Here is a 20,370-nt window from a genome sequence, read left to right on the forward strand (position 1 = left end):
GCCCTGCTCGCCGTCCGTTCGGGGCGTGCTCATGACTCCGCTTCCTTGAGGTGGCGGGCGAAGAAGGTCTCGATGCGCCGCCACGCGTCGACGGCGGACTCCGGGTTCGGGCCCATGCCTGCGACGCGCATCAGCGGGCGCAACGGGCGCGGGCCGCGCGGCTGTACCGTCACCTCGGCCTCGTCGAGGAACGCCGTCGAGGCGCGGGTCCGGCCGCCGTACGGCGCCGTCGTTCAGGTGCCGGTCTGCGCGGACAGTCGGTGGGCGATGTCCGCGCGCAGGGCCTTCTTGTCGATCTTGCCGACCTTGGTGGAGACGAGCTCCTCGACGATCACCAGGTGTTCGGGGATCTTGAAGCGGGCCACGCCGCTGCCCTCCATCCACGCGCGGATGTCCTCCAGCGTCATGCTCGCCCCCGGGCGGGGCACGACGTACACGCAGACGCGTTCGCCGAGCACGCTGTCGGGCATGGCCACGGCGGCGACCTGGCCGACCGCCGGGAGCTGGTAGATGAGGTTCTCGACCTCCTCGGCGGAGATCTTCTCGCCGCCGCGGTTGATCATGTCCTTGTCGCGGCCCTCGACGATCAGGTTGCCCTCGGGGGTGCGGCGGCAGATGTCGCCGGAGCGGTACCAGCCGTCGGCGCTGAAGGCACGGGCGTTCTGCTCGGCGGCCTTGTAGTAGCCGCGCGGGGTGTAGGGGCCGCGGGTGAGCAGCAGGCCGGGTTCGCCCTCGGGGACGTCGTTGTCGAGCTCGTCCACCAGGCGCACCTCGTCGGCCGGCGACAGCGGACGGCCCTGGGTGGTGCAGATCATGTCGTCGGGATCGTCGAGGCGGGTGTAGTTGAGCAGGCCCTCCGCCATCCCGAACACCTGCTGCAGGGTCGCCCCGAGCGTGGGCTTGACCTTGCGGGCCGGCTCGTCGGCGATGCGGGCGCCGCCGACCTGCAGGACCCGCAGCGTACGGAGGGCATCGGCGCCGTGCTCGGCCGCGTGCTCCAGCCAGCGCAGGGCGATGGCGGGGACCGCCGCCGTGTGCGTGACGCCCTCGGCGGCGATCGTGGCGAAGGCGCGGGCGGGCTCCGGCGACGGCAGGGTGACGACCCGCCCGCCCTTGAGGAGCGCGCCGAGCAGGCCGGGGCAGGCGAGCGGGAAGTTGTGCCCGGCGGGCAGGGACACCAGGTAGACGGTGCCGACGTCCATTTCGGCGATGTCAGCGCTGGCCAGGGCGTTGTAGGCGTAGTCGTCGTGGGTGCGGGCGATGAGCTTGGGCAGGCCGGTCGTGCCGCCGGACAGCAGGAAGACGGCGACGTCGCGGCTGCCGGGACCGCTCGCGTCCAGGCGGGCGCGGTCGGCCTCGGGCTCGGCGGGTGGCGCGCACAGGGCGCGCAGGTCGACGCTCGCGGGGCCGAGGTCGTCCCCGGCGACGAGGACGTGCCAGTCCGCGCCGGTGGCCGCCCGCACCTCGTCGGCCAGCTCGTGCCCGAGCCCCTGATGGTCGAAGTCGCGCATGCGGTCGGGGACGGCGATCGCGACGGCCTCGGCGTGGGTGGCCAGGTAGCCCAGCTCGGCGCGCCGGTGCCCGGGCAGGGCCATGACCGGCACGATCCCGGCCCGCAGGCACGCCAGGGTGAGGACGACGAACTCCCAGCCGTTGCCGAGCTGCACCACGATGCGGTCACCGCGGCCGATGCCCAGCTCCAGCAGCCGTACGGCGGCCGCGTCGGCGCGCTCGGCCAGCTCGGCGTGGGTGAGGCGGAGCCCGGCCACGGGGTCGATCAGGGCGGGCGCGCCGGGGGTCCGGCCGGCGACCTCGCGCAGCAGGTGCCCGAGCGGGACTCCGGCCCAATAGCCTTCGGCGGCGTAACGTCGCGCCTCGGCGTCGGGCCAGGGTACGACGTGGTCAGAGATGGGGCTGGGCATCGTCGGCCTCCCTGGGGATGATCACGGCGTCGAGTGCGACGAGACCGTCGGCGGTGAGTCTCAGCGGGTTGATCTCGATCTCGTCGAGCAGGGGGTTGGCGGCCAGCAGGCCGCCGAGGGCGACCACGATCCGGCTCAGCTCGTCCACGTCCAGTACGGGGCCGCCGCGCCACCCGGCGAGCAGGGCCCGCCCGGCCAGTTCGGCGGGCATGGAGGCGGCCTGGGCGAGGCTGAGCGGGGCGAGCCGGATGGCGACGTCCGCCAGCGCCTCGGCCACCGTGCCGCCCAGACCGGCGAGCACGATCGGGCCGAAGACGGGGTCGCGGCGGGCGCCGACGATGAGGTCGACCCCGGGTGGCGCCATCTTCTCGATCAGGTAGCGGCGGGCGCCGGCGGCATCCAGCCGGTCGAGCGCCGCCTCCAGCTCGTCCGGGCTGGCGATGTTCAGGTGCACGCCGCCGAGCTCTGTCTTGTGCAGGACCTCGGCGTCGAGCAGCTTGACCGCGACGGGCCCGCCGAGCTCGGCGAACGCCGCGCGGGCCGCGGCCCGGTCCCGGCAGGCGCGGCGCGGCATGCTCGCCACGCTGATCCGGCCGAGCAGTTCCTTGGCCTGATGCTCGTCGTGCGGGCCTGCGACGCCTTCGGGGGAACCGGGGCCGGCGCCACGCGCATCTCCACGAGGGCCGCCATCGCCGGCGTCAAGGTCGTCCAGTACTGCCGGCCGGCGGGGTTGGGCGGCGCGGGCGCGGGCGTCGGCCAGGAGGGCGGCGGTGGCCGTGGCGACACCGCGCGGGTCGGCCGCGACTGCGACACCCGCCTCCAGCAGGGCCTGCCGCCCCCGGGCGACCTCCTCGCCGGTCCCGGCCAGGCCCAGCACCATCGGCACCTCAGAGGTCCGGCCCTGCCGCACGGCGGCGACGATGTCGACGGCGTCGGGCTCGTGCAGCGTGTACGCGGCGATCACGTCCACGCCCGGGTCGGCGGCGACCGTGGCCAGGACGCGCCCCAGCCCGGGGCCGGGGCGGCCGGTGTCGACCGGGTTGCGCTGGTAGGTCAGCGGCGGCAGCAGCTCCGCCAGGGTGTCCCGGGTGGCGGCGGACAGCTCGGGGACGTGGGCCCGGCGGCCGCGCAGGTCGTCCAGGAGCAGCAGGCCGGGGCCGGCCTGCGCGGTCACGACGCCCACTCCCGCGCTCGCCCGAGGGGACAGGCGGGCGACGGCGAGGGCGCCGACGGCGTCCACCAGTTCGCGCTCGTCGTCGACCAGCACCGCGCCGGCCTGGGCGAGGGCGGCACGGGTCAGGCGCCACGACGTCGCCAGCGCGCCGGTGTGCGAGGCGGCGAAGGCGCCGACGTCGTTGCGGCCGACCACGAGGGCGGCGACCGGGCGGCGCGCGGTGAGCCGGCGCACGGCGGCGACCAGACGGGGGCCGTCGGTGACCGACTCGATGTGCAGCGCCACGGCCCCGGTGGCGGGGTCGTCGGCGAGATGGTCCAGGACGTCGGGGGCGCCGACGTCGACGGCGTTGCCCAGGCCCACGGCCAGGCTGATGCCGTGCCCGGCCTCGGCCAGCAGGAACGCCAGGGCGTGGTTGACGCCGCCGCTGGCCGCGACGACGGCCACCCTGCCGGGCCGGACCTGTGCGGCGCCGGGGACGAAGGTGGCGGTGAGGCCGGCGTGGGGGGCCAGGAAGCCGCTCGTGTTCGGGCCCAGCACCCGGATGCCCGTCTCCGCGACGACGCCGGCCAGACGTCGCTGCCAGGCGGCTCCGGCCTCGCCCGTCTCGGCGAACCCGCCGGCGTGGATCACGGCGGCGCGGGCTCCCGCGGCTGCCGCAGCCGCCAGGGCGTCGGCGCAGGCGGGGGCGGGCACGCAGATCATCGCGAGGTCGACGGGGCCGTCGGCGGCGGCTTGGGCGACGGAGGCGTACATGGTGTCGTCGCGGCCGTTGACCAGCGCGAGCCGGCCCCCGGCGGCGGCGAACCCGGACAGCGAGCGGGCGAGCGTGGCGCCCAGCTTGTGCGGATGGCGGGACGCCCCGACGACGGCGATGCCGCGCGGTGCGAACAGCGCTTTCAGCTTCCCCGAGATCCCCGTGGTGGTGGCGGTGGCGGTCACGCGGCGACTCCCACGAGGTCGGTGGCTTTCGGCTTCCCTGAGATCGTGGTGGTGGTGCTCACGCGGGAACCCCCACGAGGTCGGTGGCTTTCGGCTTCCCTGAGATCGCGGTGGTGGTGCTCACGCGGGAACCCCCACGAGGTCGGCGCGGCCGGACAGCACCAGGGTGTGGGCGCGGTCGCGGTCGAGGGCCGGTTCGATCGTCAGCGCGGGGAGCCGATGGTGCAGGCGTGCCTGTTCGCAGAGCAAGATGCGCGTCAGCGGCGTGCCGCCGGCCACCGCGACCAGCACCGCGGACCCCGGAAGGCCGGCCAGGCGGGCGACGGCGTCGGGGAGCCCGGCCTCGGTGTCCGGCGCGTGCAGCAGCGCACCCCACGGTCCCGACAGCGGGGTGGCCGAGAGCGGGAGGTCGCCGGCCGCCGTGGGCGTGGCGCCGGCATCCGCGGTGATCTGGACGAGCCGGCTCCCGACCTGCCATCCGCCGCTCTCGAACGGGGTGTCCAGCGGCTCGGCGCCGTGCGCCGCGGCCCACCTGCCGCGACTGGCCTCGACGAACTCCGGGGCGCGGCGGGCCAGGCGGGCGTCGGTGATGCTGCGCGACAGGAAGTGGTAGGCGAACTGCCACGGCTCGAAGGCGTCGTAGTAGCGGCCGAAGTGCTCCCACCAGGACAGGCTCGGCCGGGCGGCGTCCTGCACCTGCCGTACGGACGGCTGCGCGGCCTCCTCGTAGGCCGCGAGCGCGCCCGGCAGGTCGTCGCCGTGCTCGGCGAGCGCGCGAGCGAGCGCCACCGCGTCCTCCATCGCCATCTTCGTGCCGGAACCGACCGAGAAGTGCGCCGTGTGTGCGGCGTCACCCAGCAACACGACCGGCTGCGGCGTCAGGGTATGCCACCGTTTAGTACGGCGAGTCCGGAAATTTCCCCATCGTGAGTTGTTGGTGAGCAGCCGCTTCCCGTCGATCTGGTCGGCGAACAGCTTCTCCAGGTACGCCTTGGAGGCGAGGTCGCTGGGGCCGGGCGGCTGCGTGACGTCGAACGCGTCCAGCCCCGCCCGTCGCCAGGACGCCTCGTCGGTCTCCACGATGAACGTCGACGCCTCGGCCGAGATCGGGTAGCCGTGCACGGCGAAGACGCCGTCCGGGCCGCGCTCGTGCACGAACGTCAGCCCGTCGAAGAGGTAGTCCGTGCCGAACCAGATGAACTTGGCGGTGGCGCTCTCCACCTCGCTGCCGCAGTCGAGCAGGTCGCGGATCCGCGAGCCGGTTCCATCGGCGGCGACGACGAGGTCGTACCCCGCCAGGTCGTCGAGCCGTGCCTCGGTGGCGAACCGCAGATCGGCGCCGACGTCGCTGGCGCGCTCCTGCAGCAGCAGGAGCAGGGTGCGCCGGACGATGGCGGCCATGCCGTTCCCGCCGCAGCGGACGCGCTCGCCCTTGAGCCTGACCTCGATGTCGTCCCAGTGGCGGCCGTGCTCGTCCAGCGCCTGGCGCAGCACCGGGTCGGCCTCGTGGATGCCGGCCAGGGTCCGGTCGGAGAAGACGACCCCGAAGCCGAAGGTGTCGTCGGCCCGGTTTCGTTCGAACACGGTGACCTCGGCCGACGGCACGAGCCGCCTGATCATGGTGGCGAAGAACAGCCCGCCCGGGCCGCCTCCCGCGACAGCGATGCGCATCAGTTCCCCCTGGCCCTGGTGTCGCGGTGGCCCGCCTGCTCCTCCGCAGTGATCTCCGGGTGCGGAGTGGTCATGCGGTGGTCCCCCCGACCGTCTCGCGCCGGGCGAGGCCGGCGGCGGCCCGGCCGGCGCGCATCCCCGGCACCGCGGCGATGAAGACCGCGCCCAGCAGGGCGGGCAGCACGAAGGCGTAGAAGTTCCACTCCACGCCGAGGCCGGACCCCAGGATCCAGCCGCCCAGGAGCGGGCCGAGGATGGCGCCCAGCCGGCCGACTCCCAGGGACCAGCCCAGCGCCGTCGCCCGTACGGACGCGGGGAAGTGCGTGGCGACGTAGCCGTTGACGAGGATCTGGGTGCCGACGCTGCCGAGCCCGGCCACGGCGACGCACGCCATGAGCACGCCCGTGCCGAGGCGCAGGCTCAGGAGATACAGGCACAGGGTCGCGGCGAGGAAGGCGCCGACGGTCACGATCTTCGAGCCGACGCGGTCGGCCAGGAAGGACACCATGATGGTGCCGACGATGGCGCCCAGGTTCAGGGCCAGCAGGAACTGGAGCGAGGAGCCGAGCGGGTAGCCCGCCGCGCGCATGATCTGCGGCAGCCAGGTGTTGAGGCCGTAGACCAGCAGCAGGCCGCAGAAGCTGGCCGCGCCGAACAGCGCCGTGGCCGCCAGGTTCTCGCGCCGGAAGAGCACGGCGATCGAGCGCGTACGCGTCGCGGGCTCCTGCTCGGCGCCGGCCTCGCCCGCGGCGATCTCGTCGAGGACGAGCCCGTATCGGGCGGCCAGCGCTTCGGCCTCGGCGCGGCGTCCCCTGGCCAGCAGGAAGTTCGCCGATTCGGGCAGGTATCGGATGGCCAGCGGCAGGACCAGGACCAGCGGCGCGGCGCCGATCCAGAACATCAGCCGCCATCCGTGCTCCGCCAGCAGCGTCAGCGCCAGCACCGCCGCCAGGATGCCGCCGACGGAGTAGCCCGAGTACATCAGGGCGTTGTAGAGGTTGCGCCGTTCTTTCGGGGCGTATTCGACGGTGAGCGCGATGGCGGTGGGGACGACGCCGCCGAGCCCGAGCCCGGCCACGAAGCGGAACAGGCCCAGCAGCTCAGGGGACGGTGCGAGGGCGCAGAGGATCATGGCGAGCGAGAACCAGGTGACGCTGGCGATCACGATCTTCCGGCGGCCGACGATGTCGGTGATCACCCCCGCGACCAGGGCGCCGATGAGCATTCCCATGAGGGCGTAGCTGCCGATCGCGCCGACCTGCGCGGGCGACAGGTGCCATGACTTGTCGGCGAGCAGGTTCGGCACGACCGATCCGTAGACGATGAGGTCGTAACCGTCGAAGACGATTGAGGCGAAACAGATGGCGACGACGGGCAGGCTGCCCTTGCGGCGGATGGACGGGGGATGCGCTACAGCGTCCATGATCACTCCACGGAGCGAGAACCAGAGGGTTCGGCGCACGGCCGAAGGTGTCGCCGACGTTACACAGCAATAAGACGACCGTCAATGAGATGAAACAATTCTGGCGCTTACCGGGCTGGAGCAGCTACTTTGGGCGTGACAAGGGCAGGGTCCATGGCCCCGACTCTGTCACGCATGGGCGGCCGCCTTGTTCAGCGGGCCGACGCCCAGGGAAGCGCAGAAGTCCTCTGCCTCCGGAGCGAGGCGTTCGTGCAGGTCGAGGAAGAGATCGTGCACGTCGCGTCCCACCCAGCCGGCGGGCACCAGCTCCAGGGGCAGATCGGGGTCGTCGAAGGGCAGCATGCGGTAGTCGTGCACGAGGCGGATGCGCTCGACCAGCGCCTCGCGCCCGCGCGGCGGCACCGAGGAGAAGCGCGCCAGCAGCGCGCGGTAGGCGTCCCGCTTGGCGAGCAGGGCGAGGTGCAGCTCCTTGAGCTCCCAGCACCGGTTGGCCATGTCGATGTCGGCGGCGGCCCCCATGGACCGGCTGATCAGCAGGTCGAGCCGGACCGAGGGCTCCTGGGCGAGCTCCTCGGCGACCTCCTGCAGGCGGTCGTGGGGAGAGATCCACGTGGACGGCGCCAGCGGCCCGAAGCCCAGCCATCTCAGCTTCTTGCGGACGCGCTCCCGGGCGGTGCGGTCGGTCTCGGGAACGTGGTAGATGGCGACGCGCCACTGCCGGTCCCACGGCTCGCGCTCGCGCTGGAAGATGCGCCTGCGCCCCTCGTCGAGCAGGCGCCAGCTCTGGTCGGTGAGGCGGTAGAGGGTGGTCCGGCCCTGCTTCTCGGTGTCGAACCACCCTTCCTTGCGCAGCCGCGCCATCACCACGCGGGTCGTCGCCTCCGGGATGTCGAAACCGGCCAGCAGATCGGTGAGGGTCTGCAAGGGGGCCGCGCCGCCGTCGTAGCGCAAGTAGTCGCCATAGAGATCGAACACGATCGACCGCGGCTTCACCCGACCCGCCTCCGCTCATCGCAGCCCAGAACGTGAAACAGGCTAGCACGCATCATGATTCTCTATGGCGCTGGTCAAACCACTAATCAAGACGCTCTCAGCCGAGAAATTGTTTTAAATTCATGACGGACGTCGTCGATATCTTGATGTGTGCTCAGGGGCTGGAACAGCCGATACCTGTGGGCGCGGTGGCGCCGTTGCCGGTGGCGACGTACCCGAACGTCGTGGTGCCGGCGGCCGCGAGGCTGCCGTTGTAGGAGGCGTTGCGAACGCTGATCGCGCCGCCGGCGCCGGTGGCCACGCCGCCCCACAGGTTGGTGACGGCCTGCCCCGCGGCCAGGGTCATGCGCACCGTCCACCCGTTCAGCGAGGTCGACCCGCTGTTGCGTACGGTCACCTCCGCCTGGAAGCCGCCGCTCCAGGTGTTGACCGTCCGATAGGTCGCGCCGCAGGCGCCGTCCTGCCCAGGAGGCGTCGGAGTCGGCGTGGGCGCGCCCTCCAGGCTGCCGGGCACCGAACGCAGGGCGTTGTACCAGACGTTCGCCATCTTGCCGTAGCCGCCGGCGTTGGGGTGGACGCCGTCCGCCAGGTCCGCGGTGGTCAGGGCGCTGTACATGTCGACCAGGTGGACGCGGCGGCCGGCCGCGGCCCTGGACTGCACGATGCCGGGGATCGCCGAGTTGTAGGCCCTGACGGTCGGGTCGGCGCCGTTGAGGGGGATGATCGTGGCCACGAACACCTCGGCGTCGGGCGCGTTGCCGGTGATGCGGTCGATGAGCATAGCCAGCCTGGAGGAGGCGCCGTTCGGGTTCTGGTAGATGTCGTTGGTGCCGATGTGCAGCAGGATCGTGCGCGGCCGGTACGTGCGCAGCCAGGTCACGATGTTGGCGTCGATCTGGTCGATGCGCCATCCGGAGTGGCCTTCGTGGTCGTGGTCACCCAAGCTCGACGGCCCGTTGAACAGGGACCCGACGAAGTCGACCCGATAGCCGGCGGCCACGAGCTTCTGCCACAGGTCGATGCGATAGCCCCCCGGCACGGCGAACCCGTCGGTGATCGAGTCGCCGAGCGGCATCACCCGTACGCCGCCGTTCGACTCCGCGCCGGCCGCACGCGTGACGTAGACCGTGGCCGCGACCAGCGCCAGCGCGGCGACCAGGCCGCTCAGCAAACGCATCATCCGCACCATGGATGTCTCCGTTCCCTTCTCCGCGACGAGCGGGAGATCGGCCGTGGTCCGAGTCCTGTGAGCGTTGGCAAAGGCTGCGCTCCCGGTCCGCCGGCTCCTTCTGGCGTGCGGTTTCGAGTGCATGTGGAGCGAACCCCGTCCCGTGCGCATACGTCAATGCGCTTCCTCGCCGATCGTCCGTCGCCGCGGCGCTCTTCCCTGATCGCGGAGCGCGGCCGGTCCCGGAGCGTTCGCGCGGCGCAGCCGGAGCAGCGCCCCGTACGCCTCGGCAGGGGACGGCGGGACCGGCAGCGGCTCCGCCTCCGCGCTGGCCCTGGCGGCGTGCAGGAGGTAGGCGAGCAGCCTGGCCGAGAATCGGCCCGCCTGGTCGCCGCCCGCCGCGACCACGCCCGCGTGGGCCATGAGCAGCATGATCAGATCCTCGGCCACGAAATCGTCCCGCAGCCGACCGGCCTGCTGCGCGCGCCCGATGACCCGCTGGATGGCTTCGTATCCGCGACGGCGCTCCTTGGCGAACCGGAGAGAGGCAGGGAAGCTCATGGTGAGCACCTCGGCGAAGCCCCGGTCGGCGAGTTGCATGCCCGCCATGCGTTCGACGAACGTCGCGAAGCCGTGCCAGGGATCGGGGTCGTCCAGCGCCGTCTCGGCGAGGTCGGCGTACGCGGCGACCCGGTCCTGGAAGGTCTCGGCCAGCAGCGCGCTCTTCGACGGGAACCGGCGGCGCAACGTGGGCTCGCCGACGCCTGCCCGCAGCGCGATCTGGCGCATCGACACCTCGGTGCCCTCGCTCGCGAAGAGCTCGCGCGCGGCCGCCAGGATCCGCTGCCGGTTCAGCTCGGCGTCCGCGCGCAGTCCGGAATCTCCCATGGCGTGATCCTAATGTGCCGGAATGACGAGGTCAGACGGCTGCTAGTCTAAGTGACGCAGGTGCGCCACTTATCTGCGGGTGGCGTACGGTCCTGCCCCCTTTCCTGTTCTGGAGAACCGTCATGCGTGCACTACACGTCCCCGCCGCCGGTGAGCGGCCCACGATCGGCGATCTGCCCACGCCGGAGGTGGCGCCCGGCCACGTTCTGATCAAGGTGCGGGCGGCGGGGCTGAACCCGCTCGACAACGCCATCGCCTCCGGGATGACGGCCGCCATGATGCCGCACGAGTACCCCTTGGTCCTGGGTCGCGACGCCGCCGGCGTCGTGGAGGCGGTCGGCGAAGGCGTCGACCACGTCGAGCCGGGGCAGGAGGTGTTCGGCCACGTGTTGCTGGCCCCGCCGGTCCAGGTCGGCACCCTGGCCGAGTACGCGCTGCTGCCCGCCGCCACCGTGGCGGTCAAGCCGGCCGCGCTGGACTTCGTCACGGCCGCCGCGCTGCCCCTGGCCGCGGCCGCCGCCGCGGCGGCCGTCGACTACGTCGACCCGCAGCCGGGCGAGGTCGTGCTGGTCAACGGCGCCACCGGCGGTGTCGGACTGTACGCGGTCCAGCTGCTGGCCGCCCGCGGCGCGACCGTCGTGGCCACCGGCACGGCCGCCGACGCCGAGAGGCTCACCGCGCTCGGCGCGGCCACCGTCGTGGACTACACCATCGGATCCGTCGCCGAACAGGTCAAGGACGCCTACCGTGACGGCGTCGACGCGCTGGTCAACCTCGTCGGGCACACCTCTGCCGAGGTCCCGCTGGACGCGGTCCGCAAGGACGGCAAGGTCGCCACGACCACCATGGCCCCGGACGCCGACGCCCTGGCCGCCGCCGGACTCACCGGCACGACCGTGTTCGCCCAGCCGGTCCGCGAGACCACCGCGCCGCTCGCCGAGCAGGCCGCCGCCGGCAGCCTGGCCATCGACGTGCACACCGTGCTGCCGCTGGAACAGGCCGCCGACGGCCTGGCCACCCTCGCCGCCGGGAAGGCCCGGGGCAAGATCGTCATCACGTTCGACGCCTGAGCTTGTTCTTGGTCGTCCGGATTGTTGCAGTGCCGCGAGGGTGCGGCCGCGTTTGACGGTTTTGCCGACGGCGCCCCGCGCATCGCAGCCCTCGAACCCGGAGTCGGGCGGCCCTGACCTCGCCGTTCCCAGTCCTCCAATCCTGAGCCGCGCGGCCATGCCCCAGCCGTTCGCAGCGGCTGGCGGCCGTCGTCGAGGCGTCCGGCCGCCGGCCACGCGCACGTTGATCGCGGTCCCGGCGGGCACGGCTGCGGGTTGTCAACGAGTTGTGTACGGCCTGTCCGGCAAAGTCGCTCCGAAGCAAGACGATCGAGAGGGAGGGACGCATGAAAACCGAGATCCGGCACCCTGGTTCGTTCGCGGTCGCGCGCTGCCATCTGGAGGGCGGGGAGACGCTGCGCGTCGAGGCGGGCGCGATGTTCGCGACGAGCGCGGGGGTTCAGCTCCAGGCCAAGATGGAGGGCGGCCTGCTGCGCGGGCTGGCGCGTTCGGCGCTGGGCGGGGAGTCGCTGTTCACCACTCGCTACACCGCTCCGGACGGTGGCGGTTGGGTGGACGTGGCGCATCACCTGCCAGGCGATGTCCAGCCCGCCGAGGTACGAAGCAGCACCGCGCTCCTGCTGACCAGGGGATCGTGGATCGCGTCCAGTGAGGGCGTGGAGATCGTCACCAAGTGGGGTGGCATGTCCAACCTCATCGGCAGCGAGGGCGGCTTCCTCATCAAGGCGCAGGGCGACGGCGCCGTCGTGCTCGGCTGCTACGGCGCGATGGACGTGATCGAGCTGGCGGACGGGCAGCAGATCGTGGTGGACTCGGGCCACCTGGTCGCCTACGACGAGACGGTCAAGAGCAAGCTGCGCCGGGCGGTCGAAGGCAAGACGGTCCAGTCGCTCAAGTCCGGCGAGGGCCTGGTCTTCGAGTTCACCGGACCTGGAAGGATCATGACGCAGACCAGGAACCCCGGGGCCTTGATCCTCCACCTGACGGAAGTGCTCCCCTTCGAGCGCGCCTGACCCCGCGAGCAGGTGCCCGCCCGGGTACCTGCTCGCCGCGTGCCGGCGCAAGAGGCGCCCGGCCCCGCGTACGGCAACGGCATCTCGGCCCGCATGCTTACGGCGGGCGGCGCCTCGGCCCGCATGCTTACGGCGGGCGGCGCCTCGGCCCGCACGCCCACGACGAGCGGCATCTCGGGCCGAATACTCATGTCGAGCGGTGCCTCGGCCGGCACGCTCACAGCGAGCGGCTCCGCAACCCGATGGCCGCCTGTCCGCCGCCCGCGCCGAGGTTGCCTGGATCAGCCCCTCCTGATCGGGGTCCGAAGTGGTCAGGGGCAGGTGGTGCGGCGGTGGGTGCGGAAGGGTTCGCCCCGTTCGGGCGGTGATTCGGCGCTCAGCTCTTCATCAGCCCGCACACCGTCGAACGGCACCTGCGCAAGGTCTTCGCGAAGCTCGGCATCGCCTCACGCAAACAGCTCCCCACCCCGCTGCTCGAAGGCGCGGCGGCCACGGCCTGACGCCGTTCGAGCGGGAGCGGTCAGGCCGTGGCCTGCCGCAGGCGGGCGCGTAGCCGGCGGCGTTCCGCCGGTGTGGTGCCGCCCCACACGCCGTCGGGCTCGCCGGTGCGCAGCGCCCAGTCGAGGCAGGCCGCCTGTACGGGGCAGGTCCGGCAGATACGTCGTGCCTGCTCGTCGGGCCGGCCGGGGTGACCGTCCCAGGTGATCGGGAAGAACAGGGCGGGGTCGGCGTCCTGGCAGGCGGCGTGGGCCATCCAGCGCAGCGGTGGTCGTGGGTCGTGGTGCTGGTGAGTCTGGTGGAGGGTCATGATCGCCGCCTGGTGAACGATGGTGCGTGGGCCGGTGTGGGCGGGCCGTGCGCCACGGGCAGGACCGGACTCGCTCGAACGGCGTCAGGCCGTGGCCGCCCGCCCCCTATGACCGGACGACCGCGCGGGTTGTGACAGGAACGTGGGCCGGTGCTGTCACAGATTCCGGTGGCTGCCTTGTTTGAGCGGAGACCACTCCGAACTGAGAAACGGGGAACTTCGCGGGAGCAAGTACGTTTTGGAACCGGCGGCCCAGGAACTCGCAGAGGCGACCTCCAAGCCCCCGTTCCTGTATGTGCATGGCGGCGGGTGGGTGCTGGGCAACGCCGGCACCCACGACCGCCTCGTCCGCGAGCTCGCCGTCGGGGCGGGCGCCGCGGTCGTGTTCGTGGAGTACGACCGTTCGCCCGAGGCCCGCTACCCGGTGGCGATCGAGCAGGCGGACGCCACCGCCCAGTGGATCACCCGGACGCGTACACCCCCGACCCCGCCCAGCGTGAGGACCTGGCCGGGCTGCCGCCCGCGTTCGTGATCGTCGACGAGAACGACGTGCTGCCCGACGAGGGCGAAGCCTACGCGCGCAAGCTCACCGAGGCCGGGTGCCGACCACCAGCGTCCGCTACAACGGCACGCTGCGCGACTTCATGATGCTCAACCCCGTCCGCTCGACCGCCGCGGCCGGTGCCGCCGTCGCCCAGGCCGTCGAGGTCATCAAGGCCGCCCTGAACACCGGAAAGGCACACCTATGAGCACCGCGGAGCAGCCCGTCATCGTCAGCGCCGGTGGTCCGCGAAAGAAATTTCGCGGAGATTGTCACGGGTACGAAGGCTGTCCGGTCTTAGCTGGCGACCGGTTGGCAATCGAATGCCCCGGCGAACAGGGAAGAAGGGTTCCTCATGAAGGTTGTGGTGATCGGTGGGACCGGCCTGATCGGGTCGAAGCTGGTGGCGAAGCTGGGGGAACACGGCCACGAGGCGGTGGCGGCGGCTCCGCAGACCGGCGTGAACACCCTCACCGGCGAGGGCCTGGCCGAGGTGCTGACGGGTGCGCAGGTCGTGGTGGACGTGTCGAACTCGCCGTCGTTCGAGCGGGCCGCGGTGATGGAGTTCTTCGAGACCTCCACGCGTAACCTGCTGGCCGCGGAGGCCAAGGCGGGGGTCGGCCATCACGTCGCGCTGTCGGTGGTGGGCACCGAGCGGATGCCGGAGAACGGGTACTTCGCGGCGAAGATCGCCCAGGAGCAGCTGATCGAGAAGTCGGGGATCCCGTTCTCGCTGGTGCACGCCACGCAGTTCTTCGAGTTCGTGCGCGGTATCGCCGACGACGCCACCGACGGCGGCACCGTGCGCATCGCGCCCGTGCTGTTCCAGCCCATGGCGGGCGAGGACGTCGCCGAGGCGGTCGGCCGGGTGGCGGCCGGAGAGCCGCTGAACGGCCGGGTCGAGGTGGGCGGGCCCGAGCGGTCCCGGATGGACGAGTTCTTCCGCGACGCGCTGGCGGCCTGGGGCGATTCGCGCACGGTGGTCGCCGACCCGCAGGCGACCTACTTCGGCAGCGTGCCGGGGGAGCGCACGCTCGTGCCCGGCGACGACGCCAGGCTCGGCACGATCCGCTACCGCGACTGGCTCGCGTAGAACGCGGCCAAGTAAGGTCCGTCGGCGAGGCGTACGAGGAAGAGCTCGCCCAGTTCAAGGACCCCAGCACCCCGCGCCCGTCCTGAGCGCGGCCGACTTCCAAGGCATGACGGCGGCAGGCGGCCGTGCCTGCGGATCGAACAGCCGGCGCCATCTGGTGCCCCGGCGGAGGGCGCCGGCTACGAGCCGATCGGGCAGTTCTACGTCGCGATCAAGGAAGGGCTCGACCGGCTCGGCGAGCAGGAGGTCTTCTCCGGCAATCCCGCGCGCCAGGTGAACGCCGGCCACTTCCGGCACACGGCAGGTTGGCTGTTCGCGTCGTGGATCCGGAGTCCGCGCTGGGAGCACTGGAGGAGATCGTCGAGCAGGGCGAGGGCATCACCCACGCCGGGATCTGGGACGGCGACCAGGGCGAGAGCCAGGCCCTGGACGGAGTCGGGGACGGTGACCAGGACGTCTTCCACCCCGAACGGGAGGAGGTCGCGCACTACCACCGGTTCCAGGAGCTCAAGCTGGGCCGCCGGTGCCGGCGGGGCGACACCCCGCGGTCCGGCCCCACCGGCGACGCGCTCCCGGTGGACCTGAACGGCGTGCTCCCGATGCGGCGCAACCCGCGGTCGGCCGACCACGCTCCGGGCAGCGCCGTCCGCACCGCGCAGGAGGAGTTCCGACAACACCTGCTGCACCCTCCTGAGCCGGCTCGACGAAACCTTCAACGGCGGCCCGGACCGGCTCGGGGCCGCCACCGGCACCATGTTCACGCTCAAGGGCCAGGCCCAGGCCCTGATGCGGATGCCCGGCGAGGACGGCACCACGGCCGGCCCCGCCTTCGCATACGTGCCGCCGGCGCTGCCGCATCCGGCCCCGGCAGCGGCGCCGACGGCTCAACTGGGCACAGGTGACCCGGTTAGCGGCGCGCGATCAGCAGCAGTCGCGAGCTGCCGAGCCCGAAGGGGGTGCCGTTGGGATCCGCGTACATCTCGACGTGAGCGAAGCCCGCTTCCCTCGCCATCCGGGCCGTTTCGGCCGCGGTGTAGACGTGCTGCACCGAGGTGCCGTGCTGTTCCTCCTCCCCGCGGCGGAAGGTGAACGAGGTGAGCAGACGGCCGTTGAGGGCGTCGTAGCTGTTGCTCGCCTCGACGGTGATGCCGCCCGCGGACATGGGCAGACCGTTCTCCTCCAGATGCGGCAGCAGCGCCTCCGCCACCGCGCAGTAGTCGACGACGAGGAAGCCGCCCGGGGCGATCACCGCGTACAGGCCGGCGAACAGCGCGCGGTTGGCGTCGTGGCAGAGGTAGCCGAAGCTGTTGCCCATGCAGACGGCGGCGTCGGCGGCCGGCCGAGCGGGCAGGTGCCGCATGTCGGCCTCGCGCAGGTCGAGCGTCAGCCGCTCGGCCGCGGCGGCCCGGCCGGCGAAGGCCAGGGCCTCCGCCGAGATGTCCAGGCCGGTGACGTGGTATCCACGGCGGGCGAGCGCGAGGCTGTGCCGGCCGCTCCCGCAGGGAACGTCCAGTACGCGGGCCCCGGGGTGAAGACCGCCGACGCGGATGACGAAGTCGACCTCGGCCTTGGTGGTCTCAGGCGGGACGGCCGCCCGCCAGAAGGCGTTGGGCAGTTCGGTGAAGAAGTCCGCGTACCAGGACGCGGAAGGGTGAGCGGAATCTGATGACATGTGGATGTGCTCCAAGGCGATCCGGATGCGCGCGAGCGCGCACCACACAGGGAAGGTCCTCAAGGACCCGACGGTCGTGGAAGACCGGGGTGGAGCAAGACCGCTACCTGCCCCGGTCGCACCGGGCGGCAGTCATGGCATCGCCTTTTCGCAGCTAGGGGCGTATCTGGCCCGTAGGAACGGATCGGTACCAGCGTAATCGCTCGACGGCCGGGCCGTCCAGGAACCCCCCCGGCGGCGGGCCGCGCACGTCGGCGCGGACAGGTTCTTGATCGCCGCGGACGTCCCGGCGTCAGATGAGCGGATAGGGTGGGGACATGCTTTGACGCCTGCCCGGCAGCCGGGCACCTCCGTGACCTCCTTCGTTCGTCGCAGATCGACCCTGGACCCCACGAAGGAGATGTCTTTCATGCACACGTCGACCTCCATCGACGTCCCTGACGCGTTCGCCGCGTCTTACGGCGCGCACGGCGCGGAGGCGCGCGCCTGGATCGCCGACCTGCCCCGCCTCGGCGCCGAGTTTCTGGACCGCTGGGGGCTGCGGCCCGACGGCCCGCCCGCGTACGGCATGGCCTCGCTGGTCCTGCCCGTGCTTCAGGCCGACGGGACCCCTGCCGTCCTCAAGCTTCAGCAGCTCCGGGAGGAGACCGCCGGCACCGCCACGGGCCTGCTGGCCTGGGACGGCAACGGCATCGTGCGTCTGCTCGACCATGACGACGACAGCGCCACGCAGTTGCTGGAACGCCTGGACGCGGCCCGGCCCCTGTCCTCGGTGGCTGACGAAGACGTGGCCGTGCGGATCCTGGCCGAGCTGATGGCCCGCCTGACCTCGCTCCCCGCCCCGGGGGAGCTGCGGCGGCTGTCCGACATCGCCGCGGCCATGCTCGACCAGGTCCCGCAGGCCGTGCCGGCGCTGCGCGACCCCGATGAACAGCGGCTGGTACGCACCTGCGCCTCCGCCGTGGCCGAACTCGTCGGCGAGCCCGGCGACCGGCTGCTTCATTGGGACCTGCACTACGACAACGTCCTGGCCGGGGAGCGGGAACCCTGGCTGGCCATCGACCCTGAACCCCTGGCCGGCGACCCGGGGTTCGAGCTGCTGCCGGCGCTGGACAACCGGTGGGAGGAGGTCGAGGCCGGCGGTGACGTGACTCGCGCGGTGCTGCGCCGCTTCGACCTGCTGACCGAGGTTCTCGGCCTGGAGCGGGAGCGAGCGGTGGGCTGGAGTCTCGGCCGCGTGCTGCAGAACGCGCTGTGGGACATCGAAGACGGCAAGACCGCGCTCGGACCCGCCCAGGTCGCCATCGCCACGGCTCTGCTGAGCCGGTGAGTCGGCCCGGTGAGTCGGCCCGGTGAGTCGGCCTGGTGAGTCGGCCCGGTGAGCGGTTCGGTCAGGTGGTGCGGCGTGAGCGGGTCATGGCCAGCCCGCCGAGGGCCATGGCGACCAGCCCCACCACCAGGGCCGCATAGCCCCCGACTATGCCGTAGCCGGTGCCGGGGCCACCCTCGGCGGCGGCCACGACCAGCCCGCCGATGACCGCGCCGGCCAGCCCCGTCACCAGGGCCACGACGGACCCGCGCCGTCCGGTGCCGGTGCCGGTGCGGCCGGCGGAGCGGGCCAGCGCGAGCCCGCCGACGACCACGCCGGCCAGCCCCAGCGCCGCGGCCACCAGGGACCAGAGCCGCCCGGTGGTCAAGGCGTAGGCGCTGACGGGGTCCGGCTGGACCAGGACGGTCGCGGCCGCCGGCGTGGCGACCGCGAGAGTTCCGAAGGCGGCGGCCACAGTGGCGGCGGCGAGCGGGTGACGGATGGACATGAGGTGCTCCTTCTCCTCCTGGGACTGGTCGTGGCCTGATGATGTCCGTCGGATCCACCGCAGGTCGTCGTGCGTACGTGGGCAATTCGTACTGCCGCCGACGCCGTACCCGGCTACCGCCGACGCCGCAGGAGCCGCGAAGGTACCGCAGGTGCGGTAGCCGGCGGTCATCCGCGCGCAGGAGTCGCCCGCACCGGAATCCGGGCTAAGGTGCGCGCATGAGCACAGGACGGGCCGGCCTCACAGACTGGGTGATCGCCGTCGGCGTGGCGGCGACGCTGCTGTTCAACGGGCTGTCCGGGCAGCACTCCACCACGTACCTCGACCTGCTCGGCTACGCGCTGCTGGCGGCCGGCGGCCTGGCGCTGGCCGCGCGCCGCCGGGCTCCGGTTCTCGTCCTGGCCGTCACCGGGTTGTGCGCGGTGGGCTACCAGGCGGCCGGTTTCGACACGCCCGCCGTCGCGTACCTGTTCGCGGTGTACGCGGCCGTACGGGCGGGACACCGCGCCGTCACGGTGGCGGCGAGCGTGGCCATGCTGGCCCTTCTTCCTCTCGCGGCCCTGGCCTCCGGCCTGCACGACACGGGTGAGGCGTTCGCGCAGGCCAGAGGCGCCCTTGAGCTGGCCTGGCTGATCGCGGCCGGCGCCGCCGGTGAGGCGCTGCGCCAGGCCGAGCGGCGCGCGGAGGAAGCCGAACGCACCCGGGAGGAGACCGCGCGCCGCCGCGCCGACGAGGAGCGGCTGCACATCGCGCGGGAGCTGCACGATTCGCTCACCCACCAGATCTCGATCATCAAGGTGCAGGCCGAAGTCGCGGTCCACGTGGCCCGCAAGCGGGGTGAACAGGTGCCGGAGGCCCTGCTGGCGATCCAGGAGGCCGGGCGTGAGGCGACCCGGGAGCTGCGCGCGACCCTGGAGGCGCTGCGCGACGACGACACGACCCCGCCGCGTGGGCTCGACCACGTCGCGGAACTGGTGGAACGGGCTCGGACGACCGGCCTCGACGCGACGCTGACGATCGAGGGACAACGGCGGGACGTGCCGGTCGCGGTGGATCGGACCGGCTACCGGATCGTTCAGGAGTCGCTCACCAACATCGCCCGGCACGCCGCCGCCGCGACGGCGTCGGTCCGGATCGACTACGGCCCCGGCACCCTCGCGATACGCGTCGATGACGACGGCAAGGCCACCCCGGACGCCGCCCCGGTGCCCGGCGTCGGGCTGCTCGGAATGCGCGAACGGGTCACCGCCCTCGGCGGTCACCTGCGGGCGGCACCCCGCGACGAGGGCGGCTTCACCGTCCAGGCCGAACTTCCCGTGGACCGAACGTCATGATCAGGGTCCTGCTGGTCGACGACCAGCCGCTCATCCGCAGCGGGTTTCGCGCGCTCCTCGACCTTGAGGACGACATCGAGGTGGTGGCCGAGGCCGCCGACGGGGAGGAGGGCCTGGCCCTGGTCAGGGAGCACCTGCCCGACGTCGCGCTCATCGACATCCAGATGCCGGTCGCCGACGGCATCGAGGCGACCCGGCGCATCGCCGCGGACCCGGCCCTGGCCGGGGTGCACGTCGTCATCCTGACCAACTACGGCCTGGACGAATACGTCTTCAACGCGCTGCGCGCAGGCGCCGCCGGATTCCTCGTCAAGGACATCGTCCCGGAGGACTTCCTGCACGCGGTACGCGTCGCCGCGCGCGGTGACGCCCTGCTCGCACCGTCGATCACCCGCAAGCTGATCAACCGGTACGTCACCCAGCCGCTCCGCACCGGCGCCGGGACGGGGCTGAAGGAGCTGACCGGCCGCGAACGAGAGGCCGTCGCCCTGGTCGCGCAGGGCCTGTCCAACGACCAGATCGCCGAGCGCATGGTGATCAGCTCCCTGACCGCGAAAACCCACGTCAACCGGGCCATGGCCAAGCTCGCCGCCCGCGACCGCGCACAACTCGTGGTCTTCGCCTACGAATCCGGCCTGGTGGTCCCGCGCAACGCCTGACATCCAGGAGAGTTGTCAGGAAAATCGCCTCGGTGAACTTCCCCGGCTCTTCCTTCGTCATCAGAACATCCGCCGCAGACCCGACCCGACCCGCCCCGACCCGGGACGCGGGCGCGGGCCGTTCCCGTACGGGCCGGAGCGCCGAAGTCACGCGCCGGCCCGCCCCGTCCACCGCGCTCAGC

Annotated in this window: 22 protein-coding genes; 11 read left to right on the forward strand and 11 right to left on the reverse strand. The window is 72.4% G+C overall.

Annotated features, from left to right (window positions below; genetic code table 11):
* Positions 1 to 29: 29 nt before the first annotated feature.
* The 8 genes from ACIBQ1_RS26835 to ACIBQ1_RS26870 all read right to left on the reverse strand — a co-directional run bounded on the left by ACIBQ1_RS26835 (position 30) and on the right by ACIBQ1_RS26870 (position 10,181).
* On the reverse strand, positions 30 to 173 hold the full coding sequence (locus tag ACIBQ1_RS26835) for a hypothetical protein (protein WP_397281674.1): 144 nt from the start codon (positions 171 to 173) through the stop codon (positions 30 to 32).
* A gap of 60 nt (positions 174 to 233) precedes the next feature.
* A complete protein-coding gene (locus tag ACIBQ1_RS26840; protein WP_397281675.1) occupies positions 234 to 1,922 on the reverse strand; it encodes a (2,3-dihydroxybenzoyl)adenylate synthase in 1,689 nt (562 codons plus the stop codon).
* Positions 1,903 to 4,038 carry an acetate--CoA ligase family protein gene (locus ACIBQ1_RS26845; RefSeq protein WP_397281677.1) on the reverse strand — a complete coding sequence of 712 codons (2,136 nt, stop codon included), beginning with the start codon at positions 4,036 to 4,038 and terminating at the stop codon, positions 1,903 to 1,905. Before ACIBQ1_RS26845 ends, ACIBQ1_RS26840 begins: the two co-directional genes overlap by 20 nt.
* Before the next feature lie 120 nt (positions 4,039 to 4,158).
* Entirely contained in the window at positions 4,159 to 5,709 is a 1,551-nt protein-coding gene (locus ACIBQ1_RS26850; RefSeq protein ID WP_397281679.1) for an FAD-dependent monooxygenase, read from the reverse strand.
* Positions 5,710 to 5,779: 70 nt separating this feature from the next.
* Positions 5,780 to 7,132 (reverse strand): MFS transporter, encoded by a 1,353-nt coding sequence (locus tag ACIBQ1_RS26855; protein ID WP_397281681.1) that lies wholly within the window; start codon positions 7,130 to 7,132, stop codon positions 5,780 to 5,782.
* 168 nt (positions 7,133 to 7,300) lie between these two features.
* Entirely contained in the window at positions 7,301 to 8,125 is an 825-nt protein-coding gene (locus ACIBQ1_RS26860) for a PaaX family transcriptional regulator C-terminal domain-containing protein (protein WP_397281683.1), read from the reverse strand.
* Positions 8,126 to 8,279: 154 nt separating this feature from the next.
* Positions 8,280 to 9,305, reverse strand: coding sequence for a cellulose binding domain-containing protein (locus ACIBQ1_RS26865; RefSeq protein WP_397281686.1), 1,026 nt, complete (start codon positions 9,303 to 9,305; stop codon positions 8,280 to 8,282).
* A gap of 162 nt (positions 9,306 to 9,467) precedes the next feature.
* On the reverse strand, positions 9,468 to 10,181 hold the full coding sequence (locus ACIBQ1_RS26870) for a TetR/AcrR family transcriptional regulator (RefSeq protein WP_397281688.1): 714 nt from the start codon (positions 10,179 to 10,181) through the stop codon (positions 9,468 to 9,470).
* Between the two features lie 122 nt (positions 10,182 to 10,303).
* On the opposite strand from ACIBQ1_RS26870, the gene ACIBQ1_RS26875 reads away from it, so the two are divergent.
* The 3 genes from ACIBQ1_RS26875 (at position 10,304) to ACIBQ1_RS26885 (ending at position 12,764) form a co-directional block, all read left to right on the forward strand.
* Complete coding sequence (locus tag ACIBQ1_RS26875) at positions 10,304 to 11,251, forward strand: NADP-dependent oxidoreductase (protein ID WP_397281691.1); 948 nt, start codon at positions 10,304 to 10,306, stop codon at positions 11,249 to 11,251.
* Positions 11,252 to 11,577: 326 nt separating this feature from the next.
* Positions 11,578 to 12,264: a TIGR00266 family protein gene (locus tag ACIBQ1_RS26880; RefSeq protein WP_397281693.1), complete on the forward strand. Its 687-nt coding sequence runs from the start codon at positions 11,578 to 11,580 to the stop codon at positions 12,262 to 12,264.
* Positions 12,265 to 12,650: 386 nt separating this feature from the next.
* Complete coding sequence (locus ACIBQ1_RS26885; RefSeq protein ID WP_397282003.1) at positions 12,651 to 12,764, forward strand: hypothetical protein; 114 nt, start codon at positions 12,651 to 12,653, stop codon at positions 12,762 to 12,764.
* A 20-nt stretch (positions 12,765 to 12,784) separates the two neighbouring features.
* Here the strand turns inward: ACIBQ1_RS26885 and ACIBQ1_RS26890 are convergent, their stop codons facing one another.
* Positions 12,785 to 13,072 carry a WhiB family transcriptional regulator gene (locus ACIBQ1_RS26890; RefSeq protein WP_397281694.1) on the reverse strand — a complete coding sequence of 96 codons (288 nt, stop codon included), beginning with the start codon at positions 13,070 to 13,072 and terminating at the stop codon, positions 12,785 to 12,787.
* 238 nt (positions 13,073 to 13,310) lie between these two features.
* On the opposite strand from ACIBQ1_RS26890, the gene ACIBQ1_RS26895 reads away from it, so the two are divergent.
* The 5 genes from ACIBQ1_RS26895 to ACIBQ1_RS26915 all read left to right on the forward strand — a co-directional run bounded on the left by ACIBQ1_RS26895 (position 13,311) and on the right by ACIBQ1_RS26915 (position 15,608).
* Positions 13,311 to 13,604: an alpha/beta hydrolase fold domain-containing protein gene (locus ACIBQ1_RS26895; RefSeq protein WP_397281696.1), complete on the forward strand. Its 294-nt coding sequence runs from the start codon at positions 13,311 to 13,313 to the stop codon at positions 13,602 to 13,604.
* Complete coding sequence (locus ACIBQ1_RS26900) at positions 13,529 to 13,720, forward strand: alpha/beta hydrolase fold domain-containing protein (protein WP_397281697.1); 192 nt, start codon at positions 13,529 to 13,531, stop codon at positions 13,718 to 13,720. Before ACIBQ1_RS26895 ends, ACIBQ1_RS26900 begins: the two co-directional genes overlap by 76 nt.
* Positions 13,672 to 13,821, forward strand: a complete 150-nt coding sequence (locus tag ACIBQ1_RS26905; RefSeq protein ID WP_397282010.1) for a hypothetical protein — start codon at positions 13,672 to 13,674, stop codon at positions 13,819 to 13,821. The genes ACIBQ1_RS26900 and ACIBQ1_RS26905 overlap by 49 nt, the downstream gene beginning before the upstream one ends.
* A 147-nt stretch (positions 13,822 to 13,968) precedes the next feature.
* Complete coding sequence (locus ACIBQ1_RS26910; protein WP_397281699.1) at positions 13,969 to 14,706, forward strand: SDR family oxidoreductase; 738 nt, start codon at positions 13,969 to 13,971, stop codon at positions 14,704 to 14,706.
* A 125-nt stretch (positions 14,707 to 14,831) separates the two neighbouring features.
* Positions 14,832 to 15,608 carry a ferritin-like domain-containing protein gene (locus ACIBQ1_RS26915; RefSeq protein WP_397281701.1) on the forward strand — a complete coding sequence of 259 codons (777 nt, stop codon included), beginning with the start codon at positions 14,832 to 14,834 and terminating at the stop codon, positions 15,606 to 15,608.
* A 5-nt stretch (positions 15,609 to 15,613) separates the two neighbouring features.
* Here ACIBQ1_RS26915 and ACIBQ1_RS26920 read toward each other — a convergent pair whose 3' ends face one another.
* On the reverse strand, positions 15,614 to 16,378 hold the full coding sequence (locus ACIBQ1_RS26920) for an SAM-dependent methyltransferase (protein WP_397281702.1): 765 nt from the start codon (positions 16,376 to 16,378) through the stop codon (positions 15,614 to 15,616).
* A 409-nt stretch (positions 16,379 to 16,787) separates the two neighbouring features.
* On the opposite strand from ACIBQ1_RS26920, the gene ACIBQ1_RS26925 reads away from it, so the two are divergent.
* Complete coding sequence (locus ACIBQ1_RS26925) at positions 16,788 to 17,708, forward strand: aminoglycoside phosphotransferase family protein (RefSeq protein ID WP_397281704.1); 921 nt, start codon at positions 16,788 to 16,790, stop codon at positions 17,706 to 17,708.
* Between the two features lie 61 nt (positions 17,709 to 17,769).
* Here ACIBQ1_RS26925 and ACIBQ1_RS26930 read toward each other — a convergent pair whose 3' ends face one another.
* Complete coding sequence (locus ACIBQ1_RS26930) at positions 17,770 to 18,195, reverse strand: DUF6223 family protein (RefSeq protein ID WP_397281706.1); 426 nt, start codon at positions 18,193 to 18,195, stop codon at positions 17,770 to 17,772.
* Between the two features lie 218 nt (positions 18,196 to 18,413).
* Between ACIBQ1_RS26930 and ACIBQ1_RS26935 the strand changes: the two genes are divergently transcribed.
* Together ACIBQ1_RS26935 and ACIBQ1_RS26940 are read left to right on the forward strand one after the other, a co-directional pair.
* Complete coding sequence (locus ACIBQ1_RS26935) at positions 18,414 to 19,529, forward strand: sensor histidine kinase (protein ID WP_397281707.1); 1,116 nt, start codon at positions 18,414 to 18,416, stop codon at positions 19,527 to 19,529.
* Positions 19,526 to 20,188 (forward strand): response regulator, encoded by a 663-nt coding sequence (locus ACIBQ1_RS26940; RefSeq protein WP_397281709.1) that lies wholly within the window; start codon positions 19,526 to 19,528, stop codon positions 20,186 to 20,188. Before ACIBQ1_RS26935 ends, ACIBQ1_RS26940 begins: the two co-directional genes overlap by 4 nt.
* The last annotated feature ends 182 nt before the right edge of the window (positions 20,189 to 20,370 follow it).

The organism is Nonomuraea sp. NPDC050153 (genome assembly GCF_044460125.1).
Lineage (GTDB): Bacteria > Actinomycetota > Actinomycetes > Streptosporangiales > Streptosporangiaceae > Nonomuraea.

Excerpts from the sequence above, each read along its gene's own strand:
- ACIBQ1_RS26840 (WP_397281675.1), bottom strand. The coding sequence starts at position 1,922 with ATGCCCAGCCCCATCTCTGACCACGTCGTACCCTGGCCCGACGCCGAG.
- ACIBQ1_RS26850 (WP_397281679.1), bottom strand. The coding sequence starts at position 5,709 with ATGCGCATCGCTGTCGCGGGAGGCGGCCCGGGCGGGCTGTTCTTCGCC.
- ACIBQ1_RS26855 (WP_397281681.1), bottom strand. The coding sequence starts at position 7,132 with ATGGACGCTGTAGCGCATCCCCCGTCCATCCGCCGCAAGGGCAGCCTG.
- ACIBQ1_RS26865 (WP_397281686.1), bottom strand. The coding sequence starts at position 9,305 with ATGATGCGTTTGCTGAGCGGCCTGGTCGCCGCGCTGGCGCTGGTCGCG.
- ACIBQ1_RS26870 (WP_397281688.1), bottom strand. The coding sequence starts at position 10,181 with ATGGGAGATTCCGGACTGCGCGCGGACGCCGAGCTGAACCGGCAGCGG.
- ACIBQ1_RS26875 (WP_397281691.1), top strand. The coding sequence starts at position 10,304 with ATGCGTGCACTACACGTCCCCGCCGCCGGTGAGCGGCCCACGATCGGC.
- ACIBQ1_RS26880 (WP_397281693.1), top strand. The coding sequence starts at position 11,578 with ATGAAAACCGAGATCCGGCACCCTGGTTCGTTCGCGGTCGCGCGCTGC.
- ACIBQ1_RS26890 (WP_397281694.1), bottom strand. The coding sequence starts at position 13,072 with ATGACCCTCCACCAGACTCACCAGCACCACGACCCACGACCACCGCTG.
- ACIBQ1_RS26910 (WP_397281699.1), top strand. The coding sequence starts at position 13,969 with ATGAAGGTTGTGGTGATCGGTGGGACCGGCCTGATCGGGTCGAAGCTG.
- ACIBQ1_RS26920 (WP_397281702.1), bottom strand. The coding sequence starts at position 16,378 with ATGTCATCAGATTCCGCTCACCCTTCCGCGTCCTGGTACGCGGACTTC.
- ACIBQ1_RS26925 (WP_397281704.1), top strand. The coding sequence starts at position 16,788 with ATGCACACGTCGACCTCCATCGACGTCCCTGACGCGTTCGCCGCGTCT.
- ACIBQ1_RS26930 (WP_397281706.1), bottom strand. The coding sequence starts at position 18,195 with ATGTCCATCCGTCACCCGCTCGCCGCCGCCACTGTGGCCGCCGCCTTC.
- ACIBQ1_RS26935 (WP_397281707.1), top strand. The coding sequence starts at position 18,414 with ATGAGCACAGGACGGGCCGGCCTCACAGACTGGGTGATCGCCGTCGGC.
- ACIBQ1_RS26940 (WP_397281709.1), top strand. The coding sequence starts at position 19,526 with ATGATCAGGGTCCTGCTGGTCGACGACCAGCCGCTCATCCGCAGCGGG.